13 protein-coding genes, 1 tRNA gene and 2 pseudogenes are annotated in these 18409 nt (G+C 71.7%); 8 read left to right on the top strand and 8 right to left on the bottom strand.

Translation table 11 applies throughout. The annotated features are described in order from the left end of the window. Nucleotides 1-80: 80 nt before the first annotated feature. The 3 genes from SM450_RS03150 to SM450_RS03140 are packed head-to-tail and all read left to right on the top strand — an operon-like array spanning nucleotide 81 to nucleotide 1475. Nucleotides 81-440 (top strand): ArsR/SmtB family transcription factor, encoded by a 360-nt coding sequence (locus SM450_RS03150; RefSeq protein WP_474618108.1) that lies wholly within the window; start codon nucleotides 81-83, stop codon nucleotides 438-440. Then, a complete protein-coding gene (locus tag SM450_RS03145; protein ID WP_474618107.1) occupies nucleotides 437-919 on the top strand; it encodes an SRPBCC family protein in 483 nt (160 codons plus the stop codon). Before SM450_RS03150 ends, SM450_RS03145 begins: the two co-directional genes overlap by 4 nt. Continuing rightward, the gene (locus tag SM450_RS03140; protein WP_474618106.1) at nucleotides 906-1475 is read left to right on the top strand and encodes a TIGR03086 family metal-binding protein; all 570 of its coding nucleotides are present in this window, start codon (nucleotides 906-908) and stop codon (nucleotides 1473-1475) included. The genes SM450_RS03145 and SM450_RS03140 overlap by 14 nt, the downstream gene beginning before the upstream one ends. A 47-nt stretch (nucleotides 1476-1522) precedes the next feature. On the opposite strand, the gene SM450_RS03135 is transcribed toward SM450_RS03140, so the two are convergent. The 6 genes and pseudogenes from SM450_RS03135 to SM450_RS03110 form a co-directional block, all read right to left on the bottom strand. Continuing rightward, nucleotides 1523-1846, bottom strand: coding sequence for a DUF885 family protein (locus SM450_RS03135; protein ID WP_474618361.1), 324 nt, complete (start codon nucleotides 1844-1846; stop codon nucleotides 1523-1525). A 117-nt stretch (nucleotides 1847-1963) separates the two neighbouring features. Next, a pseudogene (locus SM450_RS03130) lies at nucleotides 1964-2666 on the bottom strand (DUF885 family protein); the annotation flags it as partial. A 267-nt stretch (nucleotides 2667-2933) separates the two neighbouring features. Further along, nucleotides 2934-3203, bottom strand: a pseudogene (locus SM450_RS03125) (P-loop NTPase family protein); the annotation flags it as partial. Between the two features lie 225 nt (nucleotides 3204-3428). Further along, entirely contained in the window at nucleotides 3429-3674 is a 246-nt protein-coding gene (locus tag SM450_RS03120; RefSeq protein WP_474618360.1) for a DUF4326 domain-containing protein, read from the bottom strand. Nucleotides 3675-3826: 152 nt separating this feature from the next. Next, nucleotides 3827-3902: transfer RNA gene (locus SM450_RS03115), tRNA-Lys, on the bottom strand. Nucleotides 3903-3964: 62 nt separating this feature from the next. Further along, the gene (locus SM450_RS03110; RefSeq protein WP_474618105.1) at nucleotides 3965-7039 is read right to left on the bottom strand and encodes a VWD domain-containing protein; all 3075 of its coding nucleotides are present in this window, start codon (nucleotides 7037-7039) and stop codon (nucleotides 3965-3967) included. A gap of 84 nt (nucleotides 7040-7123) precedes the next feature. On the opposite strand from SM450_RS03110, the gene SM450_RS03105 reads away from it, so the two are divergent. Both SM450_RS03105 and SM450_RS03100 read left to right on the top strand, forming a co-directional pair. Continuing rightward, complete coding sequence (locus tag SM450_RS03105) at nucleotides 7124-7741, top strand: helix-turn-helix transcriptional regulator (protein ID WP_474618104.1); 618 nt, start codon at nucleotides 7124-7126, stop codon at nucleotides 7739-7741. Nucleotides 7742-7762: 21 nt separating this feature from the next. Next, nucleotides 7763-8221 carry a DUF3291 domain-containing protein gene (locus SM450_RS03100; protein ID WP_474618103.1) on the top strand — a complete coding sequence of 153 codons (459 nt, stop codon included), beginning with the start codon at nucleotides 7763-7765 and terminating at the stop codon, nucleotides 8219-8221. On the opposite strand, the gene SM450_RS03095 is transcribed toward SM450_RS03100, so the two are convergent. Both SM450_RS03095 and SM450_RS03090 read right to left on the bottom strand, forming a co-directional pair. Further along, entirely contained in the window at nucleotides 8222-12982 is a 4761-nt protein-coding gene (locus SM450_RS03095) for a tetratricopeptide repeat protein (RefSeq protein ID WP_474618102.1), read from the bottom strand. After that, nucleotides 12979-13335, bottom strand: coding sequence for a CU044_2847 family protein (locus SM450_RS03090; RefSeq protein ID WP_474618101.1), 357 nt, complete (start codon nucleotides 13333-13335; stop codon nucleotides 12979-12981). The genes SM450_RS03095 and SM450_RS03090 overlap by 4 nt, the downstream gene beginning before the upstream one ends. A 540-nt stretch (nucleotides 13336-13875) precedes the next feature. On the opposite strand from SM450_RS03090, the gene SM450_RS03085 reads away from it, so the two are divergent. The 3 genes from SM450_RS03085 to xynC all read left to right on the top strand — a co-directional run bounded on the left by SM450_RS03085 (nucleotide 13876) and on the right by xynC (nucleotide 18341). Continuing rightward, nucleotides 13876-14973, top strand: a complete 1098-nt coding sequence (locus SM450_RS03085) for a polysaccharide deacetylase family protein (RefSeq protein WP_474618100.1) — start codon at nucleotides 13876-13878, stop codon at nucleotides 14971-14973. Nucleotides 14974-15007: 34 nt separating this feature from the next. Then, on the top strand, nucleotides 15008-16531 hold the full coding sequence (locus tag SM450_RS03080) for a cellulose binding domain-containing protein (RefSeq protein ID WP_474618099.1): 1524 nt from the start codon (nucleotides 15008-15010) through the stop codon (nucleotides 16529-16531). Between the two features lie 88 nt (nucleotides 16532-16619). Then, nucleotides 16620-18341, top strand: coding sequence for a glucuronoarabinoxylan endo-1,4-beta-xylanase XynC (gene xynC, locus SM450_RS03075; protein WP_474618098.1), 1722 nt, complete (start codon nucleotides 16620-16622; stop codon nucleotides 18339-18341). Nucleotides 18342-18409: the final 68 nt, after the last annotated feature.

The raw sequence follows: 18409 nt of genomic DNA, 5'->3' as shown, positions 1-18409 counted from the left end.
TTTCAACCAATCGGTTTACACGATGGGTGAGTGGGTGTAGGTTCGTTTCAACCAGACGGTTTCAAGGTTGGGAGACGCCGATGCAGGCGGACACGCTGTCGCGGGTCTTCGCGGCACTCGCGGACCCGACCAGGCGCGACATGGTGGCACGACTCACCGTGGGCGACGCGACCGTGAACCAGCTCGCCGAGCCGTACCCGATGACGCTCCAGGCGGTCTACAAGCACCTCAGGGTGCTTGAAGAAGCCGGGGTGGTGAGCCGACCGGCCGGGCCGCAGCCCCGGCCGGTGCGGCTGGAGGCGGAGGTCTTCGACCTGATGGACAAGTGGATCGAGCGCTACCGACGCCAGGCCGAGGAGCGCTACCGCCGGCTGGACGCCGTGCTGGCGGAGATGGACCAGGACCAGACCGACCAGACCGAGAAGGGAAGCGCGGCATGAGCGCCAACGCCGGAACCACAATCGAGGCCGACCCCAAGGTGCCGATCATCCGGATGTCCCGGGAGTTCACGGCCACACCCGAACAACTGTTCCACGCACACACCGATCCACTGCTGTTCGCGCGGTGGGTCGGCCCCGACGGGATGCACACCACCATCGAGGAGTGGGACGCCCGCTCCGGCGGCGCCTGGCGCTACGTCTCCACCCGCGACGGGCAGCGGTACGCGTTCCGCGGCTGCTTCCACGACGTACGGCCGGACCGGATCGTCCAGACCTTCACCTTCGAGGGACAACCCGACGGCGTGGCGCTTGAGACGCTGTGGTTCGAGCGCCTCGACGACGGCCGGACACTCCTGCGCGCACAGTCCCTGGTGGACAGCTTCGAGGCCCGCGACGCCTGGCTCGCCAGCGGCATGGAGGTCGGGATCGACGAGGGGTACGCCAAGATCGACGGGATGCTCGCCGATGGCACTCTCTGACCGGCCCGCCGAGCGGCACCGACAGGTCAGCCGCGGCTTCACCGACCGGGTCCGGGGCGCCAGGTCGTGGGACGCGCCCGCGCCGGTCGCCGGGTGGACCGCCCGCGACGTGGTACGCCACCTGGTCGAATGGCTGCCGCCGTTCCTGGCGAACGGCGCCGGCATCCAGCTCCCCGCCGGGCCGTCGGTCGACGACGATCCGGTGGCCGCGTGGCAGACCCACAGCGACGCGGTGCAGTCCCTGCTCGACGACCCGGCCACGGCCGACCGCCGCCTGTCGAACCCGCACCTCGGCGAACTGCCGCTGGACCGCGCGATCGACCAGTTCTACACCACCGACGTTTTCATGCACATCTGGGACCTGGCCCGCGCCACCGGCCAGGACGACCGCCTCGACCAGGACTTCTGTGCGCAACTGCTCGCCGGAATGGAGCCGATGGAGGAGATCATCCGCTCGTCCGGGCAGTATGGCCCGCGCGTGCCGGTGAAGGAGGACAGCGACCCGCAGACCAGGCTGCTGGGCTTCATCGGCCGCGACCCGCAGTGGACCGCCTGACCCCGGGAGCCCCGTCCCGTGCGTGACCGGTTGCGGCCGGCAACCGGTCATGCGGCCAACGCCACGGCCAACTGTTCAAGCCCTCGCGAGCCGACCTCAAGCGCCCGACGGTGGAAGGCCCGCCGGTCGCCGCGGAACGACGAGCGGCCCGCCAACCACACCCGCTCACCTGCCTTGTACGTCAGCGCCTGTCCTGGCCGGCCCAGATAACGCGCGAGCTCTCCCGGCGCGTACGGCCCCTGATGGCAGCGGTCCCGCAGCAGTCGTGACGCGGCCTCCGGCGTCCACCGCCCGCCGTCACCGGACGGCACCGGCAGCCGCAGGTGCAGGCCGACGTCGAGCACCACTCGTGCCGCCCGCAGCAACTGCATGAGAAGGTGCCCGAGGCGCGCGCCCGGCCGGCTGGGCAACACGCCCACCGCGTCGGGCCGGTCGAGTCGCTCGATCACCTCGGGGACGCTCCCGCCGAGGGCCTTCGCCTCGGCGACCAGTTCCGCCTCGATCCTGGTGAACTCGTCCCATCCCCAGTCGTGGAGCTCGCGTAGATCCGGTTCGTCGGCGAGGAACGTCCGCACCCAGAGCGCGTACCGCTCCGGCCCGAACGCCTCGTCGTCGCGCCCTCGGCCCCAGGTCCGCGGTAAGCGTCGCGCCCAGTTTTCGGTACGCGTCCCGCGCGCCCTTCGCGGCTGCCCGCAACGACGCCCGTTGGGTGCCGCCGCCGTACCGCTCCACCAGTGCGGCGTCCTCGTCGGCCCGGGCGCGGCAGCGCTGCGTCACGAGCTCCACCTGACGCCGGGTCGGCAGTTGACCACGCTCGGCGGCGAGCAGGAGACTGCTGGCGTACCCCTCAAGGGTCGCGGGGATGGCGGCGAGACGCGCGCCCACCTGCGCCCAGCCCTCCTCGTAGGCCACGCCCTCGACGTCCAGGCCGGGCACCCCGGCCTCGACGGCCTGGCGGATGAGCGAAAGCGGGCCGGTGGCTGCCGCGTGCAGCTCGCGTAGGTCTTCCCCGGCATCGTGGAAATCGACACGGGCACGCAGCCGTTCGGTGAGATGAGCACGCAACGGACCGTGCCCGGGAATGCTCTCCAATTCGCGTAGGGCGGAAACGGCAAGGTCGGCGCGGGCCTGATGCCCTTCGGGTCTGTAGTCGGTGAGCCCATCAACTTCCTGCTCGCCGACCTCGACCACGGCCGCACACGGGTCGAGGCGGGCCAGGTCGCGCAGTAGTCGACCGGCAAATTCCTCGATCACGAAGGCGATGCTACGCCCGGGCCGTCGACCGTTGGGGGCACCGAATGACTCACGGAGCCGTCTCCAGAGCTGGCTCAGGCAGACGCGGTAGGGCGAGCTCCACACTGTCGCAGTCGCCGTGCTTGACGGGCTGTCCGGTCATTCGGGACCGACGTTGGTGAACGGTGCGCCGGAACGGCTTCACCGGTAAAGGGTTGGGCTGCTCTACGGGGACGGGACGTTCGGTAGCAGGTCGTCGTCGCGTCCGGTCTGGGGTAGCCCGGCGGCAGCGGCGATGGCCTTGACGGCCTCGTTCAGTCCGGTGGTCTCGGGTAGGACGAGTTCGTCGGGCCAGCCCAGGACGTCATGGGCGGCGTACCAGCCGCTCATGTGCTCGGCGGTGAACTCACTGACCTGCGGGCGCGTGAGGTGCCGGCGCAGGGTCTCGGCCAGGGACACGTCGAGATAGCAGAACAGCGACCGGCCGCGGTCACCAGCAGATACTCTGGGACTGGGAGTTCGTCGCCCTACAACGTCGCCTGGGCCAGCTCACCGACCCGGAGGCCGAGGAGCAGCTGAGAAAAAAGTTCCTCACCCAGCTCTGCTCCGCCGACCGCGACGTCGCCTTCTACGTCGGCAACCAAGCGGCAAGACCGCAGTCCTTCAGCATCGGTGGCGTCTACGCACCGAGACGGCCCACCGCCCGATACCGCCTGAGCGTCAACCGATGACATCGGCCAGCACGTCGGCATGGCAAGCATCCTCGACCCGACACCAGCACGCCAACTGCTTCCCCGTCAGTTCCCGACGCGCCCGCTCAACAAGGGCCGGCTGCCCCATAAGCCACTGCCGATAGAGGCGTAAAGCCTCCGCTCGATCATGCTTTCGCAGGCTGAACGGATTGGCCCAGGGAGAACGCCACAACCCGAACCCCTGCCGCCCCACATACACCGCACCGGGCGGCACCACCGGGTGATAGAGGTCCCCCTGCACACGAACCCGAGGCTGTCCCCCCACGCCGCCAGCATAATCGGCGACCACCGAGCGACCGCCCACCAGCGCCGTACGCGAAAAAGGCCCCGACCCGATGTGAACCACCGGGTCGGGGCCTTGCTCGTTGGTGCGCCGCCAGGGACTCGAACCCCGAACCCGCGGATTAAGAGTCCGCTGCTCTGCCAGTTGAGCTAGCGGCGCTCATCGGCAACGGGACGAGACGTTAGCAGCCCCCGCGCCGGCCCACGACGGCAGGGGCGGCCTCATCGCACCACGAGCGTGACCTGGCCGGTCGCGGTCCCGGACGGGTCGACGAGCAGCGCGTACTCTCCGGTCGCCGGCAGCATTGTCGGCGCGATGTCGCCGGTGCCGTTGATCACGCAGCCGGTGGCGATCGTGCTGCCGTCGGGGGCACGCAGCGCCAGCACGCCGCACTGGTCGGGCAGCGTCGAGGCGGTCGCGGTCACCGCCACCGACGTGCCGGCGGCGGCGGTGAACCGGTAGCTGCTGACCGCGCCGGGCCGGTCGATGTCGGCGACCACGGGCCGCCCGCCGACCGTGATGGGTCCGTCCCGGTCCCGGCCGGTGACCAGACGCAGCGTGACGGTGCCGGTGCCACGTTCCACCGGGTCGACGAGCACGGTGTACGTGCCGTCGGCGGGGAGGAGCGTGCCGTCGACCTCGCCGACGCCGTTGACCACACAGCCGCTGTTCAGCAACTGTCCGTCCGGGTCCCGCAACTCCAGCGGGGAGCACTGGTCGGTGAGCGTGCTGGCGGGCACCTCGACGAAGACACGTTCCCCCTGGTGGCCGGTGAACCGGTAGCGCGCCCGGGCGCCTGGTTGCTCGATCGTCGCGGTCACCGTGGGGCCGTTCGGGACGAGGGCGCCGCCGCTGTCCCGGGCCACGTAGACGCGGACGGCGGCGCGGCCGGTGTCACCGGGGGCGGCGGCGACGCGCAGCGCGTACGTGCCGGTGGCGGTGAGGTCGACGCGGTCGACGTAGCCGGCGCCCCTGATGTTGCAGCCGCTCGCGATGTCCCGGCCGCCCGGGTCGACGAGCAGGTACGGCGAGCAGCGGTCGCCGATGCCGGGCGCAGTGGCGTCGACGAAGACGGCGTCCCCGGCGCGGCCGGCGAAGGTCAGCGGCGCGCCGCCGGGGGTCAGGCTGGCGGTGGCGACAGGTACGGCGGTGATCGGCGTGCCGGCCGGCGGGGCGACCCGTTCGGTGGTGGCGCCGCCCACGGCGAATTCGGGACGCCCGCTGACGGCGACGTCGAAGACGCACTCGGCGAGCGGGCCGGGCGCGCTGACGCCGGCCCACCGGCACATCCGTTCCGCCGTGGCGCGCCGGGCCGGGTCGAGGTCGGCGGCGGTCACCTCCCGCTCGGGGAAGCTCCGGTCGGTGAACGTGCCGGTGTTCTCCCCGTCGGCGTAGGGGAACAGCGAGCGGTCCGCGGTGATCCGCCAACTGTCCGCGTACGCCGGGTAGAGCCGGGCGAAGGGCACGGGCTGGGCCAGCGGCGGGCCGGCGGCGGGCGCGATGTCGTCGGCCGGGTCGCCGTCGAAGTCGCCGAGCAGGCCGCGTACCTTCCCGGCCCGCCCGTCGGCGAGCCGGACCAGCACCCGGTAGCCGTAGCGGCCGATCTGGTCCACTGCCGCCGCGGACCCGTCCGGCCACGTCACGTCGTACCCGTCGTCGGGTCCGGTGTCGGACGGGCGGCGGGTGAGGCTGCCGCCGCCGGCCAGGTCGGTGCGGTCCGGCGGCGCGGCCCGCGGCGTCCCGTCGACGTGTACGCGCGTGGCGCCGCCGGTGAGGGTGAGCGCGACGCGGTGGGCGCCGAGCCGGAACGCCACCGCGGAGTTGACCGAGGCGGTGCGGGTGCCGGCCATCGGCGCCTGCCGGACCTGCACCTCCAGCGGGTCGCCGCCGGTGGACGCGACGACCGTGAACTCGCCGACGGCCTGGAAGTCGTAGGCGACCCGGTCGAAGGTGACCAGGTGCGGGTCGCCGTTGCTGCCGCCGCAGTCGGCCCCGTTCTCGCAGAGCTTCACCGGCCCCTTCGGTGGGGGCGTCTTCTTCGCCGGCTTCTTGCACTCGTCGAGGCTCTTCGGTAGCGGCTTGCCCTTGTATTCGGTGCGGGGCGGCAGGCCCTTGGCGACCCGGTAGCGGTTCTCCGCGAGCGTGGCCTTCACCTCCGACGTGGGGATCCCGGTGCCGCCGCACTCGCCTGCCGGGACCGCGTCGCGGGAGATGTCGTCGGCGTGGTTCAGCTCGTGGTAGAGCGCGGCGCAGGGGTCCCGGGCCACCCCGTCGTCGTACGGGTCGGTGGAGGTCGGGTTCCAGGTGACCGTGGACGAGCCCTTGCCGTCGGCGCTGTCCGGGGTCTCGAACGCGCCGGAGCCGCCCGGGGTGGGGATGATCCGCACCTTCGGGCTCTTCCTGTCCTTCAGCCGGGGCAGCAGGCCGGACGGGTCACCGCCCGCCTCGGCGAATCCTTTCAGGCAGCCGTCGACCGCGGCCTGGAAGTCGACGCCCTTGATCGGCACGCCGGAGGTCGGGTCGACCGAGTAGTCGGCCCGGGCCGGCCGGGACCCGCCGCCGACGAGCGCGCCGACGGCGACCAGCAGCAGGGCCACGGCGGCGGCCGGCGCGCGGCGGCGTGTGCGCAGCACGACCACGAGCGCGGCCAGGAGCAGCACCAGCAGCAGCGCCCCGGCGGCGGGCCAGAGCCAGCGGCGACCGGACGCGCCGCCGTCGCCGACGGTGAACGTGGTGGTCCGCAACTCGGTGGCGCCCGGGCAGGGGGTCGCGACGCCGGTGACCGGCAGGGTCACGTAGCCGGCCGTGACCTCGTACCGGCCGGGGGCGCCGACCGGCCAGAGCGAGTCCAGGCCGCCGCCGTCTCCGGTGGCGGCCACCGAGCGGAGCACGACGTCGCCGGGCGTGTCGCCGTCGTGCAGCCGGACGCCGGTAAGCGCCACGGTCGCGGTCGCGCCGGGTTCGACTGTGGTCAGGCCGGCGGTGGAGACGGCGGCGATCCCGTCGTCGTGGAAGCTGCGGGCGAGCACCGGCGTGAGGTCGCGCCCGTCCCGGCGTACCCCGGTGATCTGGACGGTGCCGACGTCGCGGGTGGGAAGCGCGCACGCCGACGCGGTGGAGTTGGTGACGGTGAGGTCAAGGCGGACCTGGTCGCCGGCGCGGTAGTCCGTCTGACCTGGTCGCAGGGCCAGGCCGAGGCCGCCGTCGGCGGGCGCCGCGGCGGCGCCCGCCGCCCCGAGCGCCAGGGCCGCCAGCGGTACGGCGAGCCCGGTCGCGAATCGCACCGTCCACTTCATGGTGGGGACTGTAGGGGGGGCGGGGGCGGGATTCCCGTGCTCTGTCGGGGACCTGTCGTTCCGGCTCGCGGTAGCGTCGGTGGCATGTCGCTGGAGGCCATCGCCGCGCTGCGGGAGCCGGTGCGCCGCACGGTGTACGAGTATGTCGTCGCGCGGGCGGAGCCGGTGAGCCGCAACGAGGTGGCCGAGGGCGTGGGCATCGGCCGCACCCTGGCGGCGTTCCACCTGGACAAGTTGACCGACGCCGGGCTGCTGGAGGCGACGTTCGCGCCGCGTGCCGGCGGGCCGGGGGCGGGCCGGCCGGCCAAGCTCTACCGCCGGTCGGCGGCCGAGCACGCGGTGACGTTGCCGCCGCGCGACTACCGGCTGCTGGCCGGGGTGCTGGCGAGCGCGATCGAGCGGGTCGGGGCGGAGCCGGCGGCCTACGCCGCCGCCCACGAGCAGGGGGCGAAGCTCGCGGGCGGCGACGCCGTCGGGCGCCTGGAGGCGCTGGGGTACGAGCCGTACGAGGACGCCGAGCGGACGATCCGGTTGCGCAACTGCCCGTTCGACGCGCTGGCGCACTCGCACCCGGGACTGGTCTGCGGGTTGAACCTGGCGCTGCTCGAAGCGGTGGTGGGTGACGGCGGTCAGGTGGTACGGCTCGACCCGGGCCCGACCGGCTGCTGCGTGGCGATCCAATCTAAAAACAATCAGCGTTGACATAGAAGGTAATCTGGCCGCATGACCGACCACCACCTGGGGCAACTGAACATCGCCCGGCTGTGCGCCCCGATCGACAGCCCCGAGCTCGCCGACTTCGTCGCCCAGCTACCCGAGATCCACGACCTGGCCGAACGCTCCCCCGGCTACGTATGGCGGCTCCAGGACGACTCCGGCGACGCCACCGCGTTCCGGCCGTTCGAGCCGGACGTGATCGTGAACCTGACGGTGTGGGAGACGGTCGAGTCGCTACGCGCCTTCGTCTACCGGACCGCGCACCTGGAGCCGATGCGCCGGCGGCGCGACTGGTTCCGCCCGCTCGACCTGGCGCACCTGGTGCTGTGGTGGATCCCGGCCGGCACCCTGCCGTCCATCGAGGAGGCCGCCGCACGGTTGGAACTGTTGCGACGGAACGGACCGTCGGCGGAGGCGTTCACGCTCCGCGAGCCGTTCCCCGCGCCGGGCATGCTCGCCGTGTGACTACTCGCCGTCGCGCCGGTCCGGTTGGCCGGCCCGATCGAGCAACCCGTTCAGGTTCGTCACGGAAGCCTCGTCGAGAGCGGCGCGGGCCGCGGCGGAGAACGCCTCCCCGCCGAGCGCGGCTCTGAGCTTGCGGAGGCGGGTGATGTCCAACCAGACCTGTGGCACACCGATGTCGAGACGGATCGCCAGAGCTCGACAATGGAGTGCCACCGCCTCGACGAGCTCGCCCTTCTCACCGTGGAGGACGCCAAGCTGACTGATCGAGGCCGCCATCTCGGCCCGGCTACCCAGTTCCTCGCTGATCGCCAGGCACTGCCGGTAGCGGCGTTCGGCCTCGGCATGGTCACCGCGCTCATGCGCGAGCGTGCCGAGCTGACCGAAGCTGCTGGCCATCCCGGCCCGATCTCCCAGCTCCTCGGCGATGCTCAGGCTCTGCCGGTAGCGACGCTCCGCCTCGACGTGGTCACCCTGGTCCTGCGCGAGGATGCCGAGCTGGTGATAACCGCTGGCCATGCCGGATCGGTTCCCCAACTCCTCGTTGATGGCCAGGCTCTGCTGATAGCGACGCTCCGCCTCGACGTGGTCACCCTGACGCTGCGCGAGCATGCCGAGCTGGTGATAGCAGGTGGCCGTGCCGGCCCGGTTCCCCAACTCCTCGGCGATGCGCAGGCTCTGCTGATAGCGACGTGCGGCCTCGACGTAGTCGCCCCGGTGCTGCGCGAGAATGCCGAGCTGGTGAAAACTGCTGGCCATGCCCACCAGATTTCCCAACTCCTCCTCGATGGTGAGGCTCTGCTGATAGCGCCGCTCCGCCTCGACGTAGTCACCCCGATGCTGCGCGAGAATGCCGAGCTGGTGATAGCCGCTGGCCATCCCCACCCGGTTCCCCAACTCCTCCTCGATGGTGAGGCTCTGCTGATAGCGCCGCTCCGCCTCGACGTAGTCACCCCGATGCTGCGCGAGAATGCCGAGCTGGTGATAGCTGCTGGCCATGCCCACCCGGTTCCTCAGCTCCTCCTTGATCTCCAGAGATCGCCGGTACTGGCGTTCGGCCTCGACATAGTCACCGCGATCCTGCGCGAGCATGCCGAGCTGGTGATAGCTGGTGGCCATGCCCGCCTGGTTCCCCAACTCCTCCTTGATGCCCAGGCTCTGCCGATAGCGACGCTCCGCCTCGACGTAGTCGCCCCGATCGTGCGCGAGCATGCCCAACTGGTGGTAACCGCTGGCCATGCCGGCCCGTTCGCCCAACCTCTCGTTCATGCCGAGGCTCTGCTGATAGCGCCGCTCCGCCTCGGCGTAGTCACCCCGCCGCTGCGCGAGCATGCCGAGCTGGTGGTACCAGACGGGCCGGCGAGGTGAGTCGGCCGGAAGCCAGCGCAGGGTGTCCTGAACGAGGCCGGCCTCCCGATCCCAGGCCCCCCACTCGCCGAGTTGACTACAGATGTATTCGGTGACGGTTCCGGCGGCCTCCAGGTCGCCCGTGGCGAGGAGATGATGGCGGCTCTCCTCCAGATCACGGAGATCATCGACCAGTTTCTGGGGCCAGGTCGCCACCCGCCACCGCCAGTACGCCGCGCCGGCCCGATGGGCGGCGGCCACCAGCCCGGAGCCCTCCGGCGATTCCTCCCCCCTGCTCCAGGCTCGATGCAGCTCGGTGGCGGTCCACCTGTGCATCACCACGCGACCGTCATCGAACCTGGTGATCAGGCTGGTCGTGGCGAGCCGCTCGACCAGCCCGGGCAGGTCGGGCGGCGCGGTGAACGGCGGCCGAGGTGGGCGGCGCGCCTGGTCGAGAAGCTCGACGAGGCGCTCACGGTCCGTCGGGGCGAGCGGGCTCTCCGCACCCAGCGCGTCCGCCAGGTGGCTCAGGTCGAGCTGGTACCGGGACAACAGCTCCTCGATCTTCGGCCTCGCCTCGCCCAGGCCGCCCGGCGCCGCGGCGCCCGGATCCGGGACGCCGATCTGGAACAGCAACCCGTTGCTGTCGACCGGTTCGCGGTAGACGCTGATGCCGGCCAGCAGCCGGATCGCGCCCTCGACGGTGGCCAGCCCGGCCAGATGCTCGTCGAGCAGGACGTCGTCGGCGGCCAGGGTGACCGTGTCGGCGAGCGCGGCGTCAAGGGTGCGCGACCGGGCCAGCCACTCGGCGCCGCCCCCGGGCCCGAGCCGCTTCCTGACCGCGCTCTCCAGGCGCCGGGTGAGGTCGGCGAAACGGCCCTCCCCACCCCGCCCGGTCCGATCGGCGGGCAGCAGCGCGTCCAGATACTCCAACGCGCGGGGATGGCCACCGACCGTACGCCAGATCCGTTCCTGCGCCTCGATGTCGGCGGCGTGCCGGTCCAGGCGGGGCAGCGACCACAGCAGCTTGCGGGTCTCGGCCAGGCTCAGCGGCGGCACCTGGTAGGCGTGCAGCCGATCGGCCGCCGGGCCGGGCAACCCGAACCGGTAGCGGCTGGTGAACAGCAGCCGGCTGCGGCCCGGACTGGTGAGCCACTCGGCCAGCAGCCCGGCGAGCGCGGGGTCCGGGATCGACCAGCCGGCACCCGTGTCGTGGACCAGGTTGTCCTCGAAGTTGTCGATCACCATCAGGATCTTCACGCCGGCCAGGACATGCTCGCGGAGCAGGTCGAACCGGTCCTCCCACGGCAGCTCGAAGCGCCCGGCCGCCTGCACGGCGAACGCCCGCTCGCCGGTGAGCTGGTCGCGGACCAGCAGCTCCCGGCGGGCTCCGGCGGCCACCGCGGCCAGCAGCCCGTCGACGGTGAGCGCGCCGGTCACCGTGACCAGCTTCCAGCCCGGCGACGTGTCCAGCAGGCGACGCACCACCTCGGCGGCCAGGGTGGTCTTCCCGATCCCGCCGATGCCGTGCAGCAGCACTGACGTGCCGGTGTCGTCGCTGAGCAGCCCGGGCAGCGTGCGCTGGGCATGCCGGCGGCCGACGAACTGCCCGACCGGCCGGGCCAGCAGGTCGCCCAGGTCCGGCACGGTCTCCGAACGCGGCCGGGCCGCCGCGCCGCCGTCCACCACGGCCACCGACGGGGTGGCGGTCAGCACGCTGACCACACTCCACTCGTCCATGCCGGCCACCGCCCGGGCCAGGGGGTCCGCCCCGTTGGCCAGGTCCCGCTGCACCTTCCGCCGCGCGTGGGCCACGGCCACGACGACATCCGGCGCGGACGCGCCCGCCAGCTCGGCGTACACGGCGGCGAAGAGGCGGGTGGCGTACACGTCGGTGACCGACGTCTGCGTCGCGATCACCGCGCCCACGCCGCGCTGCGCCAGCCGCGCGGCGAACGAACCGGCGCCGTCCTCACCCTCGACGTCGGTGTAGCAGGCCGCCAGCGAGATCACCCGGGGCATCCGCCCCTCCGGGATCGCCTCCGCCACCAGGGTCTCCGGATCCACCGCCCGCGCCCGACCCCGCTCGTCCTCCAGATGCAGCATCCCCGGCGCGCCGTGCGCGGAGAGGTGCAGCACGTGCGTGTCGTCCTCGGCCAGGACCGCGCGGATCGCGGCCGTCGTGGCGAACGGCACGATCCGCACCACCGCACGACTTCGATGCGCGCGGTGCACCGCGTCCAGCACGCCGCTCAGCTCGCGCTCGTAGTCCAGCAGCGGACCGCCACCGAACTCCGGTGAGGCGATCGCCACCACGATCCGCAGCGGGCCCGGCGACGCGGCGGAGCGGGAGCCGGCCGCCGGCACCCGCCGGTATACCGACACCAGGTCGTGCAGCACCAGCGGCCGGCCGGTCACCGGCTCCGGCAACGCCTCCCACGGCAGGAACCACCGGTCCGGGGCGTCCACCCCCAGCCGCACCGGCACATGCAGCCGCTGGGCCCGGAGCAGAACCCGCGCCAGCGCCTGCGCCACCGGAACCGGCAGGAACGACTCCGCCAGCAACTCACCGGCGCGCCGCAGCGACACCACACCCGCGGTTCGCTCCGCCACCGCCAGATGGCGGACCACCGTGCGCGGGCGGGCACGCTCCCGGCGGATGTCCTGCAACGCGTTGGCGAGCCCCGACGACACGCCCTGGTGCGGGCCGGTCACGTCCTCCCCGGCCCCGCAGAGCCGCACCTGCGACGGCGACACCGTCAGCACCACGTCCAGCAGCCCGCCCGCCGGCAGCGTCTCCTCGACATCCACCGACGCCACCCCGTCGAGCAACGGCCGCAGGTCCTCGACGCGCGACACCCAGACCGCGCCGGCGAGCCAGCCGTCCGGCGACATGTACCTGCCGGACACCACCCCGACCACCGCCCGGTCGGACACCCGCAGCACCGGGGCGCCGCTCATCCCGGGCAGGACCGCGTCCGCCTGGAGCCGCGCCCACAACACCGCGTCCCGCAGCACCGGCCCGCGCCACGAGCCACCCGAGGTCACCAGCGCGTACGCGTGGCCCGGGTCCTCGACCGTCGCGTACCCGCCCGTCGTCAGCGGTTCGTTCTCGGTGACACCGTCCGAGAGGCTCAGGTGCGAACAGGACCCGGGCAGCGGCTGCGCGGCGCGCAGCACGGCCAGGTCGTGCAGTTCGTCGACGCGCTCCACCGTCGCGTCCCACGCCCGCCCGCCGCCCACCGGCCCGACCCGCACCCGGTCGCCCCGCGCCCGCGCGCCGACGTCGGTGAGGACGTGGAAGGCCGTGACGAGCACGCCTGCCTCGACCTGGAAGCATGTGCCGGCCGGGACGTCGTCGGCGCCACCGACCCAGCCGAGGAACTCGTACCCGGCCACCCGCACGCCCTCGGTCACGACGTCGCGTCCTCCGGCTCGGCCGGCTCCCGGCCTGCGCCGCCGTACACGATCCTGACCTTCAGCGACGCCTCGCCCGACGAACCCGCCACGATCACGTCGCCCTTGGCCGACACCTTCACCCCGAACTCCACCTCCACCAGTTCGGGGCTGCCCACCCGGCGTGCGACCCGGCCCACGGTCCGCGCGGTGGACACCGCTATCTCCTCCACCGCCGACTGCGCCCGCTCGAACGCGCCCGCCACGTAGTCCGCGGCCCGCCCGGCCGCCGACGTCTGCTGCGACCCCGCCACCGGCACGACCTCGACAAGCACCTCGACCGCACCCACCCGCACCGGAACCGTCTGCGCCAACCCGACCCCTCCGTCACCGACAATCCGACTGCGAGAACAATCGGAAATTGGGCTCGATCGAACCACCGTCCAACATGGCGCGTCGGGTCGACAACACGATCGGAACCCAGGTCACATATCTGACAGCGGGCAGGAGGGCCGACGCATGCTCGGTGATCGATGGGGTGTGACCGACGACGAAACCGCCGAACGCGGTCCGCACTGACGTCATCGATTGACGATCACCGAAGTATGTAGGCATAATCGCAGCGGAGCCGGGCTGGCCACAGGCCGTACGACATGGTGCGTTCACGCCGACGAAAGCTGCCGGCCGACGCATCGTGGCACCGACACGACATCGCTGCCAGCACATCGACGAGGCCGCCCGCCGCTCTCTCCACCGGCGCGCCCCGACGAGACACGGCGCGGACCGACTCCGGGCAACGCGATCCGCACGGCGCCGAGCAGCACCTCGAACGCCAGCGGGAGACGACACCGATGAGATCCTTCCCACCCGGACGAACGACTGCCACGACCGACTCGCCCAGCCCGACCCGATCCGTGCGACGACCGGCGGCGGTGGTGGCCACCACCGCCGCGCTCCTGACCGTGATGGCGTCCGGCCTGGCCGTCACCGCCGCGCCCTCGATGGCCGCCGCGTGCACCGGCTACGTGGCGCTGACCTTCGACGACGGGCCCACCGCCGGCAACACCGCCACGCTGATCAACACCCTCAAGGCCGCCGGGGTACGGGCGACCTTCTTCAACGTCGGCCAGAACGCGCAGGGCAACCAGGCGTTGGTACGGGCCCAGCGGGACGCCGGCATGTGGATCGGCAACCACAGCTGGACGCACCCACACATGACCCAGCTCAGCCAGGCGCAGATGACCTCGGAGATCTCCCAGACCCAGCAGGTGATCCAGCAGGCCACCGGCACCGCGCCCAAGCTGTTCCGGCCGCCCTACCTGGAGTCGAACGCGACGCTGCGGGCGGTCGAGGCCCAGTTCGGACTTACCGAGATCAACGCCGATGTGGACTCCCAGGACTGGAACAACGCCAGCACCGACCAGATCGTGCAGAACGCCAGGCGGCTCCAGGCCGGCCAGTCCATCCTCATGCACGACTGGCCGGCCAACACCATCGCGGCCATCCCGCGCATCGTCAGCGACCTCTCCGGCCGTGGCCTGTGCGCCGGCATGATCTCGCCGGCCACCGGACGAGCGGTCGCCCCGGACGGCGGCACGCCCACCACGGCACCGCCGACCACCGCGCCACCCACCACGACGCCGCCCACCACCGCGCCACCCACGACGGCGCCACCCACGACCGCGCCACCCACCACCCCGCCGCCGGACCCCTCGGGCGCCTGCACCGCCACCTACCGGCTGGTCAGCAGTTGGACCGGCGGCTTCCAGGGCGAGGTGACCGTGAGCAGCACGACGGCAATCACCGGCTGGACCGTCCGGATGACCCTGGCCAGCGGGCAGAGCGTCAACAACGTGTGGAACGGCGTGGCCACCGGCGCCAGTGGTTCGGTGAGCGTCCGCAACGCCGCCTACAACGGCACCCTCAACGCCGGCGGGTCGACGAGCTTCGGTTTCCTCGCCAACGGCGACAGCTCACCGGCGCCGAGCGGGATCACCTGCGCCAGCGCGTAACGCCACCGCCGTCCCACCGTCAGAAGGACCACAGATGCCACGCACGCGTACCCGACTGCGGTCGGCGGTGGCGGTGTGCGCCACCGCCGCCGCCGCGGCCGGCGCACTCACCACCGCCGTCTCCGCGCAGGCCGCCGCCGGTTGTCGGGTCACCTACACGGTGACCAGCCAGTGGCCCGGAGGCTTCGGCGCGAACGTCGACGTCACGAACCTCGGCGATCCGCTCACCAGTTGGCGGTTGACGTGGTCGTTCACCGCCGGGCAGGTGGTCGGGCAGTCGTGGAACGGCACGGTGACCCAGTCCGGCGGCCGGGTCACCGTCACCAACGCCGGTTGGAACGGCAACCTCGGCACCGGGGCCGGCGCGCAGTTCGGCTTCAGCGGCTCGTGGAACAACGCGTCGAACCCGGTGCCGACCGACTTCGCGCTCAACGGCCTCACCTGCACCGGAAGCCCGACCCCCACCACGACCGCGCCACCCACAAGCGCCCCGCCCACCACCACCCCGCCCACCACCACCCCGCCGCCGGCCTCCGGCGCGTTGGCGCAGACGAGCACCGTCGGCCGGGTCAGGGCGGCCGGAACCAGCGCCCAGTACACCTGGCCCGGCATCTACTTCGAGGGCCGGTTCCGCGGCACCGGCGTCGGGCTCGTCCTCAACGACAGCCAGAACGACTACGCCGTGCAGATCGACGGCACGAACGTCGCCACCCTGGTCACCCCCGGGCAGACCACCTACTGGGTCCGGAACCTCACCGACGCCGAGCACACCGTACGACTTGTCAAGCGGACGGAGAGCCCGTGGGCCGCGGGCGAGTTCGGCGGTCTCGTCGCCGCACCCGGCGGCGCGATCCTGGCCAAGCCGGCCGCCCGCAGCCGGCAGATCGAGTTCATCGGCGACTCCTGGACCGCCGGCTACGGCAACATGTCGACGACCCGCGACTGCTCCGGCAACGGCGGGGTCACCCGCAACTCCAACGCCGACCTCACCTTCGGCGCCCTCACCGCGCAGAGCCTGAACGCCGACTACCAGCTCATCGCCTGGTCCGGCCTGGGCATGGTGCGCAACTACAACGGCGGGGGCACGGACAACTTCCGCACCCACTACGAGACCGACCTACAGGCGCTCTGGAACAGCACGGTGTGGCAGAACCCGGGCACCTGGAAGCCGCAACTGGTCGTCGTCGGCCTGGGCATCAACGACTTCTCCACCGCCCTCAACGCCGGCGAGCGGTGGACCACCCCCGACCAGCTCGCCGCCGACTTCCGGACCGCGTACCTGGGCTTCCTCGACAAGCTGCGGACCCGGTACGGCCCCGACACGTACATCGTGCTCACCTACCCGGACCTGTCCAACACGCCACTCGCCTCCTCGATCCAGCAGATCGTCCGCACCCGCGCCGACCGGGGCGACACCCGGGTCCGCTCGCTCTACTACGACGACAACGCCCTGGGCCTGGACAAGCTCGGCTGCGACTGGCACCCATCCCGGCGCGACGATCAGCTCCTCGCCGGTGCGCTCACCCGGTTTATCGGCACCCTGCCGCTGGCCTGGTAGCTCGACACACCCCGAAACCACCACGGGCCCGACCGGCCGACTCTGCCGAGCGGGCCCGGATCACCACCGACAGTCAGGAGGACGAGACATGACGCACGACCAGAAGCACCAGGTGAGCGGCGAGCGGAGACTGCTGAGCCGGAGAACCGTACTGACGACTATGGGCGCCGTGCCGGTCGCGGCGGTCGCGGCGGTCGTGGGAGCCACGGAAGCCTCGGCCGCGGCGGCGAACATCAATCCGTCGGCACAGCGGCAGACGATCCGAGGCTTCGGCGCCATGGCCCACGCGGCCTGGATCGGTGACCTGACAGCCGCCCAACGGGATACGGCTTTCGGCACCGGCGAGGGCCGGCTGGGCTTCTCCATGCTGCGGATTCCCGTCGGCGAGAACCAGTCGGACTGGAGCCGTGACCTGGCGACCGCGAAGCGGGCGGTCGAACTCGGAGCGACCGTTTTCGCGTCGCCGTGGAATCCCCCCGCCAGCATGATCGAGACCTTCACCCGCGGCAGTCAGACAAACGCGAAGCGCCTCAGGTACAGCTCATACGCCGCCTACGCCCAGCACCTGAACGACTTCACGGCGTACATGCGCAACAACGGCGTGAATCTGTACAGCATCTCGGTACAGAACGAGCCCGACTACGCGTACGACTGGACGTGGTGGACGTCCGCCGAGATGGTCCGGTTCCTGCGGGAGAACGCCGGCTCGATCAGCACCAGGGTCATGGCGCCCGAGTCCTTCCAGTACGTCAAGTCCATGTCGGATCCGATCCTCAACGACTCCGTGGCGCTCGCCAACGTGGACATCATCGGGGCTCACCTCTACGGCACCTCGTACTCGAACTTCCCCTATCCCCTCTTCAAGCAGAAGGGTGCGGGCAAGGACCTCTGGATGACCGAGGTCTACTACCCCAACAGCAACGCGAACTCGGGGGACTCCTGGCCCGAGGCGCTCGACGTGGGCGAGCACATCCACCACGCCATGGTGGACGCCGAGTTCCAGGCATACGTCTGGTGGTACCTCCGGCGCAGCTACGGCCCCATGCGCGAGGACGGTCAGATCAGCAAGCGCGGCGCCATGATGGCGCACTTCGCCAGGTTCGTCCGCCCGGGATACGTGCGGATCGACGCGACGGCGAACCCGACGTCGAACGTCTTCGTCTCGGCATACCGGAATGGCGACACCGTCGTCATCGTCGCCGTCAACAAGAACACCTCGTCGGTGAGCCAGCAGTTCACCCTGTCGAACGCCACCGCGTCCGGAAGTGTCTCGAACTGGCTGACCGACGGGAGCCGGAACGTCGCACCCCAGGGCGCGCTCACCATGTCAAACGGCTCCCTCACCGTCGCGCTGCCCGCGCGAAGCGTGATGACCTTCGTGACAAGCATCAGCGGCGGCACCTCGTCGCCCAGCCCGTCAACCAGCCCCACCGCCTCACCCACGCCCACGCCCACCACCTCGCCCACCACCTCGCCCACGCCTGGTGGTGGCACCGGCCCCCGGGTCGCCTACACGATGAACACCTGGGACTCCGGCTTCACGAGCAGCATCAGCATCACCAACACCGGCACCTCGACGATCAACGGCTGGACGCTGGCTTTCACCCTGCCCTCGGGCCAGTCCATCACCTCGGCCTGGAACGCCACCTTCTCGCCCTCCAGTGGGCAGGTGAGCGCCCGCAACGTCAGCTACAACGGCACGCTCGCCCCCGGGGCCACCGTCGACATCGGTTTCCAGGGCACCCACACCGGTAACACCGCCAAGCCGACCGCGTTCACCCTCAACGGCATCCCCTGCACTGTCGCCTGAGGTTAGGAAGGGCCCCCGCCTATCGCTTTCTGCATAGGCGGGGGCCCTTCCAAACCCTCAGGGCGGGG

This window comes from Micromonospora marincola (genome assembly GCF_056150385.1).
The sequence above is the reverse complement of the archived record's forward strand: the minus strand, read 5'-3'. Positions and strand labels throughout refer to the sequence as shown.

Excerpts from the sequence above, each read along its gene's own strand:
- SM450_RS03150 (WP_474618108.1), top strand. The coding sequence starts at position 81 with ATGCAGGCGGACACGCTGTCGCGGGTCTTCGCGGCACTCGCGGACCCG.
- SM450_RS03145 (WP_474618107.1), top strand. The coding sequence starts at position 437 with ATGAGCGCCAACGCCGGAACCACAATCGAGGCCGACCCCAAGGTGCCG.
- SM450_RS03140 (WP_474618106.1), top strand. The coding sequence starts at position 906 with ATGGCACTCTCTGACCGGCCCGCCGAGCGGCACCGACAGGTCAGCCGC.
- SM450_RS03135 (WP_474618361.1), bottom strand. The coding sequence starts at position 1,846 with ATGCAGTTGCTGCGGGCGGCACGAGTGGTGCTCGACGTCGGCCTGCAC.
- SM450_RS03110 (WP_474618105.1), bottom strand. The coding sequence starts at position 7,039 with ATGAAGTGGACGGTGCGATTCGCGACCGGGCTCGCCGTACCGCTGGCG.
- SM450_RS03105 (WP_474618104.1), top strand. The coding sequence starts at position 7,124 with ATGTCGCTGGAGGCCATCGCCGCGCTGCGGGAGCCGGTGCGCCGCACG.
- SM450_RS03100 (WP_474618103.1), top strand. The coding sequence starts at position 7,763 with ATGACCGACCACCACCTGGGGCAACTGAACATCGCCCGGCTGTGCGCC.
- SM450_RS03080 (WP_474618099.1), top strand. The coding sequence starts at position 15,008 with ATGCCACGCACGCGTACCCGACTGCGGTCGGCGGTGGCGGTGTGCGCC.
- xynC (WP_474618098.1), top strand. The coding sequence starts at position 16,620 with ATGACGCACGACCAGAAGCACCAGGTGAGCGGCGAGCGGAGACTGCTG.